This is a genomic window from Pedobacter kyonggii (assembly GCF_004310665.1).
Classification (GTDB): Bacteria; Bacteroidota; Bacteroidia; order Sphingobacteriales; family Sphingobacteriaceae; genus Pedobacter; species Pedobacter kyonggii.
Window position 1 is genome coordinate 176,008 of record NZ_SIXF01000003.1, and the last position, 14,538, is coordinate 190,545.

Below are 14,538 nucleotides of genomic sequence, written 5' to 3' on the forward strand. Positions count from 1 at the left end.
CCTGTTTTTGACCAACTTGCAATCCTTAACCAATAAATAAACCCTTATGAAAAAACATTCCGTCCTGGCTTGGTCCATGGTCGTAGCCCTAGGCGGCTTTCTGTTTGGATTCGATACAGCCGTTATATCAGGTGCTGAAAAATCCATTCAACAGTTTTGGAACCTTTCAGCATTTTCGCATGGACTTACCATATCTATTGCACTTATCGGTACGGTAATCGGCTCTCTGGTAGGATCACGCCCATCTGATTATTTCGGAAGAAAAAATACGCTTTATTTCGTAGCTGCAGCATATTTACTTTCCTCACTTGGTACTGCACTGGCAGATAATTGGTATATCTTTTTAGCATTCCGCTTTTTAGGCGGTTTAGGTGTAGGGATATCTTCTGTTACTGCACCCATTTATATTTCAGAGGTGTCTCCGGCACATAGAAGGGGCCGACTTGTAGGGCTTTTCCAGTTCAATGTTGTACTGGGAATATTGATATCCTATCTTTCAAACTATTTGCTAAGCCAGGGAGGAGAGGCATCCTGGAGATGGATGCTTGGTGTTCAGGCATTTCCATCCATAATATTCCTTGTGCTAATCTACTTTATTCCTGAAAGTCCAAGATGGCTTATACTTAAGCGTGGTGCATACGATAAAGCATTGGAAATCCTACGAATCATAAATCCACTAAACTGCGATGATGAGCTCGCCGCTATACAGAAATCCGGACAGGATATGCAGCGGGATAAATCTTCGGATGGACTTTTTTCGGGAAAGTACAACAGGCCTATTATTCTGGCCGTGCTGTTTGCCTTCTTCAACCAGGTATCCGGCATAAATGCCATCATCTATTATGCACCAAGAATTTTTGAAATGGCAGGGCTTGGTGCGCATTCTTCACTTTTATCAACTGTTGGTATCGGAATGGTCAATTTTATATTTACACTTCTTGCGATCAATATTATAGATAAAGTTGGGAGAAAAACACTGATGCTGATCGGCTCTTTCGGACTGATCATTTCTCTTGGGCTTGTTGCAGTTGCATTTCTGGGTGGCTCATCTGGTGGGTTTGAAATCCCGATTTATGTAATGCTCTTCATTGCTTTCTTTGCTTTTTCGCAGGGGGCGGTTATCTGGGTATTTATTTCAGAGATTTTCCCAAATCAGGTCAGGGCAAAGGGGCAAACACTCGGCAGTTCTACTCATTGGGTTATGGCAGCACTGATTGCATTCTGCTTTCCCTATCTGGCAGAGTCATTTGGAGGTGCAAACATATTTTTCTTTTTCTGTGCCATGATGGTATTGCAGCTGGTATTCGTTTGGAAGATGATGCCTGAAACAAAGGGGAAATCTCTGGAGCAGATAGAGACGGGAATTGTAATGCACTAAATAAAAACTCAAAAGACAAGATATGATCACACCTGCTATATGCTTTGGCGAAATATTATGGGATGTGCTGCCTGATGGGCGCATGCCAGGTGGTGCACCGCTAAATGTTGCCTATCACCTTAATAAGCTTGGCCTGTCCAGTAGTATCATCAGTAAAATCGGAGATGATGAAAACGGAGTGAAACTGGAGCGTTTGCTTGATGGTTGGCAAATTAACAAAAGCCTTCTTCAACGCGATACGATCCACCCTACCAGTGAAGTGATTGCCCGCGTGGGCAGTAGAAATGAGGTTTCCTACGAAATCGTGTTTCCTGTGGCATGGGATTTTATAGATCACCAGTCCATAATCGATAGTGCACTGAAGTCATCCACATATTTTGTATACGGAAGCCTGGCCTCCAGAAATACGCTTTCCAGAGAAACGCTGTTCAAATTCCTGGAGAGCGATGCGATAAAGGTATTTGATATCAATCTCCGCCCTCCTTTCTTTGATAAGAGCCTGTTGGCAAATCTGATGGAACGGGCTGATATCATAAAATTTAACGAGTCGGAACTACAGATGGCCCAGATTCTTTTTGGGGGAAGGTTTATAAATGAGAGAGAGCAGGTCCGTTTTATACAGGAACGCTTCAGTGTTCCAGAGGTAATTGTAACTAAAGGCGAATTTGGGGCTTCGTACTATAAAATGGATCAATCCTACCATGCCTGGGGATCTGAGGTAAAGGTTAACGATACCATTGGGAGTGGAGATTCATTTCTTGCAGCCTTCATTGCCAGTCATCAATTGGGGCTGGCACCAAAAACCATTATAAAAAATGCGATCGGAATGGGCGCTTTTATCGCCACCAAAAAGGGGGGCTGTCCGGAATATGAGGTTGAAGAATACAAAAAATTTATTGACGAAATATTTTAACTAAACATAATACTAACCAAATCTGAATTTTTATGAGAAAAATTTTCCTTACCTGGCTTTTTGCCTGTATGGTAACGGGCCTGGCATTTGGCCAGACCAGGGTAATCAGTGGCGTTGTCACCGACAATGAATCCATCCCTCTGGAGGCTGTAACCGTAGTGATCGTAGGTACCCAAAAAACGGTGACCACAGATGCTAATGGTGTTTTTAAAATTGAAGCTTCTGCCGGTCAGTCGCTTAGGTTCATTTATATTGGAGCTGAACCATTAACCATTCCGATTACCGCAGAATCGGCCAATCTTAAGGTCAAACTCGACATCGCGATCAATAAGCTCAACGAGGTCGTGGTTACGGGTTATCAGAAGGAACGCAAGAAAGACATCACCGGAGCGGTGAATGTGGTTGATGTTTCAAAGATCAGGGATATCCCTTCAGGTAATGCTGTAAAGTCTCTTCAGGGAAGGGTTCCAGGGGTACTGATTACCACCGACGGTTCTCCAACCGGTCAGGCAACTGTAAGAATCCGGGGTATTGGAACCCTGGGCAATAACGACCCGCTTTATGTAATCGATGGCGTGCCAACCAAAAACGGGTTGGAGCAGTTAAACCAGAACGACATTGAATCTATTCAGGTGCTTAAAGATGCGTCATCGGCTACTATTTATGGCTCACGTGCAGCGAATGGTGTAATCATCATCACTACAAAAAAAGCCAAAAAAGGCTATTCAAAGATCGACTTCAATGCCTCGACATCCATTCAGAATTACGCCACCAAACTTAAAACGCTTAATGCCGAGGAAAGAGGCCGTGCCTATTGGCAGGCGGCGGTAAACGATAAGGCCAATCCCAATAATAACCAGATTTATCAGTATGACTGGAACAATAACTTTAACAATCCAGTGCTTAACCGTGTGATCTTTCCAGAGTACATCGATGCGGCAAAGACCATGAGGGCTGCAGATACTTACTGGTTTGATGAGATTGCACAAAATTCGATTATCCAGTCCTATGATGCAGCCCTTTCCAATGGCGGTGAAAAGGGAAACAGTCTTTTTTCGGTGGGTTATTATGATAATAAGGGTATCGTAAAAGAGTCAAGAAGCCGAAAATATACGGCAAGATTCAATTCTGATTACAATTATCTAGACGGCAAGTTAAAGATTGGGGAGAATTTTTCAGCAAGCTACATTAAGAATGCTCAGATCCCTACAAGCGATATCCTTTTTGCCTCGCTCGTACAGCAGCCTATTGTGCCGGTACATACCACAAGCGGAGGCTGGGGAGGCCCTGCAGCAGGAATGACCGATAGACAGAACCCGGTTAGACTTATAGAGGACAATAAGCAGAATACTTACAATTTTTATAGGCTCTTTGGAAATGCATACGCGGATTACCAGATCATTCCTGGACTGAACTTTAGGACAAATTTTGGTGTAGACTATAACGGTAGCTATCAACGTTTGTTAAAGAAATCATATGTTTCGGGCTTTTTGGCAGATCCTGCAAACCAGGTGAGCAATGCACAGACCTATCAGGGTAATATCATCTGGCAGAATACCCTTAACTATAAAATCACCAAGGATAAACATAACCTGGCAATACTTGCTGGCCAGGAATACATAAAGAACATCAGTCAGGAGTTTTCTGCAAGCAGACAAGGGCTTGCGCTGGAAAATATAGATTATGCCTACCTTAACGCAGGTAGCTCAAATACCCTCAACGGGGGAAGTGGTGCAGGAAACAGGCTGTTGTCTTATTTCGGTAAGGTAAACTACAGTTACAACGACCGTTATATCGCCTCTGTAACTTTGAGAAGAGACGGTTCTTCGCGTTTTGGTAAAGATAACCGATATGGTACTTTCCCTGCTTTCTCACTTGGTTGGAGAATGAGCGAAGAAAAGTTTATAAAGGATCTGGGTCTGTTTTCTGATCTGAAGCTTAGGTACGGCTGGGGCCGGTCTGGAAACCAGGAAATCCCCAACAATGCCACACGTTCGCTATACTCTGCTATTTACGGGACTGACCCGACATGGGACTTTGATAAAGGTACTGCATATGATATCACAGGTGCAGGCACAGGTCAGCTGCCCTCTGGTTTTAGCCTTATCCAACAAGGCAACGACAACCTGAAATGGGAATCGTTAAGAGAGTCGAATTTTGGTTTAGACTTTGGTTTATGGAACAATAAGCTTACTGGTTCTGTTGATTATTTTATTAAGAAAACCTCAGATATTCTGATCAGTCCCGCTTACCTGGCAGTACTTGGAGATGGAGGGAACAGTTACAGTAATGGGGCTTCGCTCCAGAACAAAGGGCTTGATGCTATTCTTACCTACGAAGATAAGATTGGTGATGATTTTAGCTTCAGCCTGACGGGGAACTTTTCGCTCTACAGGAACAAGGTGACCTATCTGCCTAAAGATGTACTGGCTTCCTATCCGGGCAATGGTACCGACAAAAACGTACTCGGAAGGCCGATAAACTCCTACTTTGGATATGTTGCCGATGGCCTCTTTACCTCACAGGCAGAAGTGGATGCTTATGCCAGCCAGCCTGGAAAAGGATTAGGCAGGATAAAATATAAAGATTTAAACAATGATGGAGTGATTAACGATCTGGACCGCGACTTTATAGGCGACAATAGCCCTAAGTTTACCTATGGACTGAATGTTTCCCTTAGTTATAAGAATTTCGATATGAGTTTTTTCCTACAGGCCATCAATGTGGATGTGGTGAACGACTTTAAAACCTATACCGATTTTTCTTCGCTTTGGACAGGTACGAACTGGGGCAGCAGGACGCTTGATGCGTGGAGCCCTTCAAATCCAAGCTCTACTATTCCAGCGCTCACTCTTGTAGACCGCAATAATGAAGGCAGGTTTTCTACTTACTTTATTGAAAACGGATCTTACCTCAAGCTGCGCAACCTGCAGGTTGGTTATAATCTTAAAAAGGCACTGAATATGAAAATACAGAACTTCAGGGTATTCGTTCAGGGCAGTAACCTGTTCACCATAAAAAGCAAATCTTTTACCGGTACTGATCCTGAGATTCCCAATTATGGATTTCCTGTGCCAGTTGTTGGTACCCTTGGGGTAAATATTACATTGTAAAATTAGATATATCAAAAGATGAAAAAATTAATATGTACACTGGCATTCTTCGCTACCCTATTCTTCTCATGCGAAAAAGCCCTTGATGAGCCAGCACAGGGCGTGGTTTCAGGCGATGATCTGAATACTCCGGAGAATATTGATAAAATGGTTATTGCAGCTTATTCTGTACTTGGAAATGATCACTATACTTCTCCATATTCCAGTATGTGGCCGTATGGAAGCGTTCGTGGAGGAGACACCTATAAAGGAGGGGATGGCCCCGGAGACCTGTCAGAGTTCCATCTGTTTGAGACATTTTCCCTTAACCGGCCTGATAATGCACTTATTGACCAGCTTTGGTTCAGGCTATATGTAGGTGTCGGTCGAGCTAATGATGCGTTGAGAAGAGTTGATGCTATGTCTGCCACTGAATATCCCAATAAAGTTCAACGCCAGGGAGAACTTCGCTTTTTGAGAGGACATTTTTATTTTCTGCTAAAGATTCTTTTCAAATATGTTCCCTTTATCGATCAGAATATGGCAAAGGCCGACTATCCGTCCATTTCCAATAAGGCCTTGAGTAACGATGCGCTTTGGACGAAGATTGCAGATGATTTCAGAGCGGCCGTTACAGCGCTGCCGATAGATCAGAACGATAAGGGCAGGGTAAACAAAAATGCTGCAAAAGCATATCTGGCTAAAGTGCTGTTGTACCAGGCCTATACCCAAAGCGAAAATAACGCAGTAAGCGGTATTGATGCTGCTAAATTAAATGAAATAAACACGTTATGTGACGAGATCATGGCATCGGGCAAATTCAGCCTGAGCGCAGATTATGCAAACAACTTTTTATCTGCTTCTGATAACGGCCCGGAATCTGTTTTTGCCATCCAGTATTCAAAAGATGATGGTACGACAAAGGGGAGACTGGATTATGGGCATGCGCTTAATTATCCGATGAATCAGGAGTATGGATGCTGCGGTTTTAATGTGCCTAGCCATGATCTGATCAATGCTTTTAAAACAGGAACCGACGGATTGCCTCTTTTTTCTACCTACAACAATACGGATGCGGCAGCTTCGCTCGACTTTCAGAGCAGTTCATTCGATCCACGACTTGATCATACCGTGGCCAAACCAGGTGCACCTTTTAAGTATAAGCCAGCATTTGTATTCCAGCGCTCGTGGTCAAGAGCACCGGCTATTTATGATGCATTTGCCAGTATGAAAGAAGCAGTACTTCCAGATGACGCTTCTTTTCAGAAAGTCCCACCATTTATTGGAAGTTCGAAAAACTGGCAGATTATTCGCTACTCAGATGTGCTGCTTTGGAAAGCAGAAGCACTGATAGAACTGGGGCGGCCATTGGAAGCTGTTCCGCTGATCAATCAGGTTAGAAACCGTGCAAACCTAAGTCGTAACCTATTGAAAAATGCTGCGGGAAACCCAACTTCAAACTATAACGTTCAGCTTTATCAACCTGGGTTAAATTGTACCTGGACACAGGATTTTGCAAGGCAGGCCCTAAGATTTGAAAGAAGACTTGAGTTCGCTACAGAAGGTTATCACTTTTTTGATCTGGTGAGGTGGGGGATTGCTGCGCAGACTATGAACGCTTATTTTACAGTCGAAAAATCAAGGGTTGCCCATCTCGCAGATGCCAGATTTACGGCAGGAAGGGATGAATATTTCCCGATTCCATTAAATCAGATTAACTTTAGTAGCGGGGTATATAAACAAAACAACGGATGGTAATATTTCTAATGTCCAGGGAGTCTTCCCTGGATATTTGCTTAAATTTTAAAAAATACAACATGAAAAACAAATCTATAAGATCGGTGTTCTTTTTGCTTTTTTGCCTATTCTCTGTCGGTTCTAATGCCCAATCTACAGGAGGTGAAAAATACAGGCCAGCTTTCCATTTCTCACCAAAGGCACATTGGATGAATGATCCTAACGGAATGGTGTATTATAATGGCGTTTACCATCTTTTCTTTCAGTATCATCCCGGAGGTACAACCTGGGGGCCTATGCACTGGGGACATGCCACAACCCAAGATTTCGTTAACTGGGAGGAAAAGCCCATAGCACTTTATCCAGATAGCCTGGGGACTATTTTTTCGGGAAGTATCGTGATCGATAAAGACAATACCGCAGGATTTGGCAAGAACGCTATGGTTGCAATATTTACGCACCATAACCAAAAAATCGAAGAGGCCAAGACTGGCCTGCACCAATACCAAAGTATTGCTTATAGTAATGATGAAGGCAAAACGTGGACTAAATATAAGGGCAATCCTGTGCTTCCAAACCCTGGGATAAGCGATTTCAGGGACCCCAAGGTGATGTGGTATGAACAAGGCAAAAAATGGATCATGACCTTAGCTACAAAGGACAGGATCACTTTCTATTCTTCCCCAGATCTTAAAGCCTGGAAACGCGAAAGTGAATTTGGAGCCAATCTGGGCGCTCATGGTGGGGTTTGGGAATGCCCGGATCTATTTCCACTCAAAAGCAATGGTAAAACGGTATGGGTGCTTTTAGTTAGCATTAATCCCGGAGGCCCTAACGGAGGTTCTGCAACCCAGTATTTTATAGGAAACTTTGACGGGAATAAATTTGTGCCAAATTCTACAAAAGAGAAATGGGTAGATTATGGGACCGATAACTATGCAGGGGTTACCTGGTCTAATACCGGTGACAGGAAGGTATTCCTTGGCTGGATGAACAACTGGCAGTATGCCAACCAGGTACCTACCAAGGCCTGGCGTGGTGCTATGACAATTGCCAGAGATCTATCGCTCGCAAGTGTTGATGGAGTGTATTATCTTCGTTCGTTACCTGTAAAGGAAATTTCGCCATCATTAAAGCCTGTTTATAAGAAAGGACCTGTTACTATTTACAAGGAGATTGACCTTTCTGCATATGCCAAACCGCTGGATGGAAAGTTCAAACTCGATCTTAGCCTTGAAAATACTAGCGACCTGAATATAGTATTATCGAACGTTAGCGGACAAAAGCTGATTATTGGCTACGACAAAAAGAACAACAGTTACTTTATCGACCGGACACTATCTGGCGAAACATCATTTGAAAAAGGATTTGCCAAAAAACATAGTGCGCCCAGGTTACTGGCCGATAAGAAAATCAATATTAGCTTGATCCTGGATGTAGCATCTGTAGAACTTTTTGCCGATAACGGATTAACCGTGATGACAGATATCTTTTTTCCGGATAGTGCTATTAAAACAATCAAGATTCAAAGCAGTGGCGTTAGTAAGTTAAGCAGTCTTTCGCTGTCAAAGATTGACAAGAAGCAATAAAATAGTATAAGCGGTTGTATCTTAAATAAAGATTTGTAATCCTGTCCAAAGGACTCCTACGGAGAGGGTAATTTATTTTATAAAAATCAAAATAGATGAGAGACGTTTTTTGCAGTGATAGGCTGCGAAGAATCGTCATTGTGAGAAGGCTTTTTCAGCCGACGAAGCAATCTTAAAACGATCGCTACCAGCGTGCGCATTAAGATTGCTTCGTTCCTCGCAATGACGACCTTTCTATAGGATTTGTCTTATGATAAAACTTTAATCACCAAAGCCCTGGCAAATAAATATCCTGTAAGTAGTCATTGAAATATATATCAATGGCGTTTCACCGAAATTATTATTACCTTGTATTTTTAAGTTAATGTATATTTGTCGGACGAATGATCAACATTAATCACACGGATGAAAAGTCTTTATTGCTTCAATTGAAAAACGGTGATGAGCGTGCATTTGAAATACTATACAATAACTATAAATTCCGGATCGCCGGAAATTTATTCAAACTTCTCAAATCTGACGACCTGGTAAAAGAAATGCTGCAGGAGCTTTTTTTTAAAATATGGGAAGTGCGGGCACAGATTGATCCCGAAAAATCTTTTAAATCTTATCTCTTCCGTATAGCGGAGAACCTGGTGCATGATTATTTTCGGAAAGTTGCAAAAGACAAACGTTTACTGACTAAAATAGTTGCTTCAAGTTCAGAGCTTTATCTTCATGTTGAAGAAGATATGCTGAGTAAAGAAGATGCTCAAAAATTGCAGAACGCTATAAACCTGATGCCCCCTCAGCGTAAAATGGTATTTACACTCTGCAAACTAGAGGGAAAATCTTATAAAGAAGTAGAGGAGATTATGGGCATTAGTGCCAAAACCATCAGTAGCCACATGCTGCAAGCCAATAGGTTTCTTAAAACGTATTTTAGAGATTCTCCAACACTTACCATTTCGATAGTTTTAGGCATTTTATTCAAAGGCTTTTGATCCTGATCGTTATTTTTGGAAATTAATTGTTAATTTTTTATTAACTGACTAAGGATATTTTTGCTTAGCTCCGTATTAGCTGTAAAAATTGAACCTTGAAGCCATCCGATCAACTCCATATTCTCTTCAAAAAATACCTTAATAATAGCTGTAGTCTTGAAGAAACACAGCGTCTGATGAGTTATTTTCAACTTGATGAAGATCAGGAAGTGTTGAAAGATCTCATTATCGGCGCTTTAGAAATTGAGGACGAACGTTATGAAACTGATCCTGCCATTGCCGGGGTACTGGTTAAGGTAGACCGGGATCTGTTTGTTCAGATTCGGGAATCGGCACAAGCCATACCTGAAGGTAAAAATAAAACACTTAAACTCTGGTTACAAATTGCTGCTGTTGCCGCTGTTTTGGCCGTAGTATACATCGGTGTCTATTTCTTTAATAACCGATCAGAAAAGGTTGCCACTGTCCCTACAACACCTGTACATGATATCAAACCAGGAGATTTTGGCGCTACACTTACCCTTGCAAATGGCAGGAAAATTAGTTTAGCCAATGCATCCAAAGGTGAAATAGGAAGGGAATCAGGAATAGTGATCACTAAATCAGGCGACGGAACACTGCTGTACGAAATTGATGAAAAGATTTCTGATCCTAATGCTTCCAATACCTTGTCTACGGCCCGCGGGGAAACTTATCAGGTACGGTTGCCCGATGGCACGCTTGTATATTTAAATGCCGCTTCCAGCCTCACATATACCGCCTCCCTCATTGAAAATGGAAAACGGATGGTTAACCTCACCGGTGAAGGATATTTTGAAGTAGCGAAGGATAAGCAACATCCATTTATTGTAAAGACAGGCCGGCAGGAAGTAGAAGTATTGGGAACTCATTTTAACATCAGCAGTTATGCTGATGATGAAGTAGAAAAAACCACCTTACTGGAAGGAAGCGTGAAGCTCTCAGCATCGGGTAACTACAAATTGCTAAGACCAGGGCAACAAGCAAGGCTATCCGCTGGCAAAATACAGATTGGTGAAACGGATACCGATCTGGCTGTTGCATGGAAAAACAATGAATTTGTAGTCGAAAGTGAGCACATTGAAACGATCATGAAAATGATCAGTCGATGGTATAGTGTCGAGGTTGTTTACGTTGGTGAAAAAACCACTCAGCGTTTCAGCGGCAAAGTTTCAAGATTTGATAAACTGTCAAAGGTGCTTGAAATTGTGGAATCAACAGGGGAAGCTCGTTTCGATTTAAAAGGGCGAACCGTCTATGTATCAAAATAAACAAACTAAACTATTAATAGAATACTAACCTTAAACCAACCAGATGAAAAGAAGATTACACTAACTCAAGACATGTTAAACGAAACCAGGCCCCGATTAGCCATCAGGACCTGGCAAAAGTTTGGAACATTCAATTAAAAAATCAAACTAATAACCGCAGTCCTCCGTACGGTCCAACGCAAAAGAGGCTGCTTAACCAAACCGACTACTAATGTATCAAAATTCAAGGAAATTTGGTATGCCTAAACGGCTGTACCTTAAATTATTGCTAACTATGCGCTTAACCATCGTAATTATAATAGCGTGCTTTTTGCAGGTGAGTGCGTCGAGCTTTGCCCAAAAAGTGACTTTAACCAAGTCGAATGCTTCACTCCGATCTGTCTTCAAAGCGCTTAACCAGCAGACGGGTTACAATTTTTTTTATACGGACAATTTGTTGGAAAATTCGTCGCCAGTAACCATCAACGTTAAAGATGCAGAATTGTCTACTGTACTTAACCAGATTTTTGCAGCGCAAAACCTGGATTTTGTTATCCGTAACAAAACTGTGGTCATCAAAGCAAGTGAACTGGCCAGGCAGGAAGTTATTTCCGGTTTTGTAGGCGATGCTAAAGAACGTAAGCCCATCCCAGGCGTTACAGTATCGATCAAGGGAACAAAGTCTACCGTTCAGACGGATAAGAATGGAAAATTTACCATCAGTATATCAGCAGGTGCAACCTCTTTGGAGTTCAGATTTGTAGGTTATAAAACTGTTGATGTGCCCATCTCACCTAATTCGAATTATACCATTTACATGGAAGAGAATCAGGTTACGCTAAATGAGATGGTGATCACAGGGATGGTTGACCGGAAGGTAAATACCTATACGGGAGCTGCCAAAACCATAACTGCTGCTGAGCTTAAGGCGGTGAGTCCGGTAAATATTTTTGCCGGCATTGCTGCGCTTGATCCATCTTTCAGAATGATTCCGAACAACAAGATAGGCGGGAATATCAACGCGCTTCCGGAAGTGACCATGCGTGGGCAAACGTCTTATCCAACCTTGGGTTCGGAACTTGTTGGCAACCCAAATACGCCATTATTCATTCTTGATGGATTTCAGGTTTCTTTACAGGCAATCGTAGACCTGGACATGAATCAGATTGCGTCGGTAACTTTATTAAAGGATGCTTCGGCCACTGCAATGTATGGCTCTCGTGGAGGTAACGGTGTGATGGTAGTTACAACGATCCTGCCACCAAGAGGAAAAGTTGAAGTTTCCATCACCAATAACTTCACTTTATCATCCCCTGATCTTTCTGTTTACCATATGCTGAATGCGGAAGAAAAATTGGACTTTGAACGTCGTGTTGGTTTTCTAAACAGTTATAGAGGGCAAGCCATTAATGCCGAACGATATAAAGCAGTGGTGAGCGGTGTTAATACAGACTGGAAATCTATTCCTGTTCAAACAGGGATTAACAACAGAACCAACCTTTCATTACGTGGGGGCGACCAGTCTTTAACTTTCAACCTTACTTTTAGTGGAAATTTTTTACAGGGTGTAATGAAGGAACAGGACAGGAAAAATTATTCTGGAAGTTTTACGCTGAGTTATAAAACCAATAAATTAACATTCCAAAACAACACGATTGCAACCCAGGTTATTTCTAATGACTCGCCCTATGGGGAATTTAGTCAGTACCTGGATTTGAATCCGTACTGGAAACCTTACGATGAAAACGGTAATGTAAACAAGTACCTGGAAAACATCGATTTGGGCTTCGGTGTAGGAAGTTCTGTGGTCTTAAACCCATTAATGGATATTAATTATAATACCATTAACAACAGAAATAAGAACTTTAATTTAAGAAACAATACCACTGTACGCTACGATTTTAGTAAATCATTATGGTTCAATGGCGCATTGGGAATCACAAAAGTGAACGGAACAATAGATAATTTCTATTCCGCTTTAGATAGCCGTTTCAATGGTATCGCAGATTTAAGTGCACGAGGTACCTATTCGAAAGATAACAGTGATGCCTTTACCATGGACGGAACAGGTTCTGTGAACTACAACCAGAACTTTGGAAAGCACGGCATTACTGTATATGCAGGATTCAGGCTTGCCAGCACAAGCTTAAATTCATATAATGTATCTACGCAGGGTTTCCCTTTCGATCGTCTGGACAATATCTTGTTTGCTGCGCAGTATTTAAACAGCAGGCCTACCGGAACTGAAAGTACAATTAACAATCTTTCCTATACCGGAAGTGCGAACTACTCTTATGATAACCGATATTTTACCGATTTTACTTATACAAGAGATGGCTCTTCTGCTTATGGAGAGAATAATAAATTTGGTAATTTTTGGTCTGCAGGTTTAGGATGGAACATCAATAATGAGAAATTCCTTAAGGACAGCAAAATAATCAACTTGCTGAGGATCCGTGGTAGCTATGGTTCTACAGGTACATCTGTACAAGATCCTTACGCCGCACAATTCAGGTACAATTTGGGTACATCGACTGGTTATTTCGGCGAAGTAGGTGCTTTTCCGGGCGCACTTGGAAACCCCAATCTGAGCTGGCAGCAAGTACTGAAGTCGAACATTGGTATTGCTTCATCATTTCTCGACAACCGTTTAACTTTTAATGCAGAATTTTATAATGAGGTAACTCAAAATGCGCTGACTACAGTTTCGCTGGCACCTAGTACCGGTTTCCCTTCGTATACCGAAAATTTAGGTAAGATTCAGAACAGGGGATTGCAATTCGACCTGGGTTATACCATACTATCTGAACCTCGTAAAGGCTTAAAGTGGAATGTTTCTGTAAACGCCGCCACTAACAAATCTGTACTGAAAGAACTTTCTGGTAAACTTAAAGCCTTCAACGCCGCATTAAATACGAATAACGCCGATCAGACTTCCGAAAATGCACAGTTCATTGAAGGTCAGTCTACCACGGCCATTTATGCGGTGAGGTCACTGGGGATTGATCCGGTTACCGGCCAGGAAGTTTACCTGAAAGCAGATGGTACCCCAACATTTGTGTGGGACGTTAACGATAAGACCTATGTTGGCGATAGCCGCCCCAAGTGGACAGGTGCCATCAATTCAAACTTCCTATATGCAGGTTTTGCCTTAAATTTTAGCTTCAATTATAATTATGGTGCTGATCTGTATAACAGTACGTTATTAAACCGGGTAGAAGCCGTTGATGCACGCAACAACGTAGACCGAAGAGCGTATGACCTGGGTTGGACGGGACCTGGAAGTTTGAGCCCATACCGTAGAATTACAACCTTCCCAACACCAACGAAGCTTACTTCGCGCTTTGTTCAGCGTGATAACAACATTCAGCTCAGCTCAATTAATTTGAGTTATCAGTTCAAAACACCATTTGTAAAAAAATTAGGCTTGCAGAACCTTAGTGTTAGTGCCACAACGAACAACCTGGGCACCTTTAGCTCCATTGAAATAGAACGTGGTACAGATAATCCTTTTGCCAGAGAATATACATTTGGTTTGAGTGCAAGATTTTAAATTCAAAAGATAAATTCATATCCCA

8 protein-coding genes are annotated in these 14,538 nt (G+C 42.0%); all 8 read left to right on the top strand.

Annotated elements, in window-relative coordinates; translation table 11 throughout:
• The first annotated feature begins 46 nt into the window (after positions 1 to 46).
• The 8 genes from EYS08_RS05140 (at position 47) to EYS08_RS05175 (ending at position 14,513) form a co-directional block, all read left to right on the top strand.
• A complete protein-coding gene (locus tag EYS08_RS05140) occupies positions 47 to 1,378 on the top strand; it encodes a sugar porter family MFS transporter (RefSeq protein ID WP_131028824.1) in 1,332 nt (443 codons plus the stop codon).
• Positions 1,379 to 1,400: 22 nt separating this feature from the next.
• Positions 1,401 to 2,291 (top strand): carbohydrate kinase family protein, encoded by an 891-nt coding sequence (locus EYS08_RS05145; protein ID WP_131028826.1) that lies wholly within the window; start codon positions 1,401 to 1,403, stop codon positions 2,289 to 2,291.
• A gap of 32 nt (positions 2,292 to 2,323) precedes the next feature.
• The gene (locus tag EYS08_RS05150) at positions 2,324 to 5,404 is read left to right on the top strand and encodes a SusC/RagA family TonB-linked outer membrane protein (RefSeq protein WP_131028828.1); all 3,081 of its coding nucleotides are present in this window, start codon (positions 2,324 to 2,326) and stop codon (positions 5,402 to 5,404) included.
• Positions 5,405 to 5,422: 18 nt separating this feature from the next.
• Positions 5,423 to 7,141, top strand: a complete 1,719-nt coding sequence (locus tag EYS08_RS05155; RefSeq protein ID WP_131028830.1) for a RagB/SusD family nutrient uptake outer membrane protein — start codon at positions 5,423 to 5,425, stop codon at positions 7,139 to 7,141.
• 59 nt (positions 7,142 to 7,200) lie between these two features.
• Positions 7,201 to 8,709, top strand: coding sequence for a glycoside hydrolase family 32 protein (locus tag EYS08_RS05160; RefSeq protein ID WP_131028832.1), 1,509 nt, complete (start codon positions 7,201 to 7,203; stop codon positions 8,707 to 8,709).
• A gap of 383 nt (positions 8,710 to 9,092) precedes the next feature.
• The gene (locus tag EYS08_RS05165) at positions 9,093 to 9,692 is read left to right on the top strand and encodes an RNA polymerase sigma factor (RefSeq protein WP_131028834.1); all 600 of its coding nucleotides are present in this window, start codon (positions 9,093 to 9,095) and stop codon (positions 9,690 to 9,692) included.
• Between the two features lie 176 nt (positions 9,693 to 9,868).
• Entirely contained in the window at positions 9,869 to 10,981 is a 1,113-nt protein-coding gene (locus EYS08_RS05170; protein WP_131028836.1) for a FecR family protein, read from the top strand.
• A 211-nt stretch (positions 10,982 to 11,192) separates the two neighbouring features.
• A complete protein-coding gene (locus EYS08_RS05175; protein WP_131028838.1) occupies positions 11,193 to 14,513 on the top strand; it encodes a SusC/RagA family TonB-linked outer membrane protein in 3,321 nt (1,106 codons plus the stop codon).
• The last annotated feature ends 25 nt before the right edge of the window (positions 14,514 to 14,538 follow it).

Coding starts and splice junctions, on each gene's coding strand:
- EYS08_RS05160 (WP_131028832.1), top strand. CDS start 7,201: ATGAAAAACAAATCTATAAGATCGGTGTTCTTTTTGCTTTTTTGCCTA.
- EYS08_RS05145 (WP_131028826.1), top strand. CDS start 1,401: ATGATCACACCTGCTATATGCTTTGGCGAAATATTATGGGATGTGCTG.
- EYS08_RS05150 (WP_131028828.1), top strand. CDS start 2,324: ATGAGAAAAATTTTCCTTACCTGGCTTTTTGCCTGTATGGTAACGGGC.
- EYS08_RS05165 (WP_131028834.1), top strand. CDS start 9,093: ATGATCAACATTAATCACACGGATGAAAAGTCTTTATTGCTTCAATTG.
- EYS08_RS05175 (WP_131028838.1), top strand. CDS start 11,193: ATGTATCAAAATTCAAGGAAATTTGGTATGCCTAAACGGCTGTACCTT.
- EYS08_RS05170 (WP_131028836.1), top strand. CDS start 9,869: ATGAGTTATTTTCAACTTGATGAAGATCAGGAAGTGTTGAAAGATCTC.
- EYS08_RS05140 (WP_131028824.1), top strand. CDS start 47: ATGAAAAAACATTCCGTCCTGGCTTGGTCCATGGTCGTAGCCCTAGGC.
- EYS08_RS05155 (WP_131028830.1), top strand. CDS start 5,423: ATGAAAAAATTAATATGTACACTGGCATTCTTCGCTACCCTATTCTTC.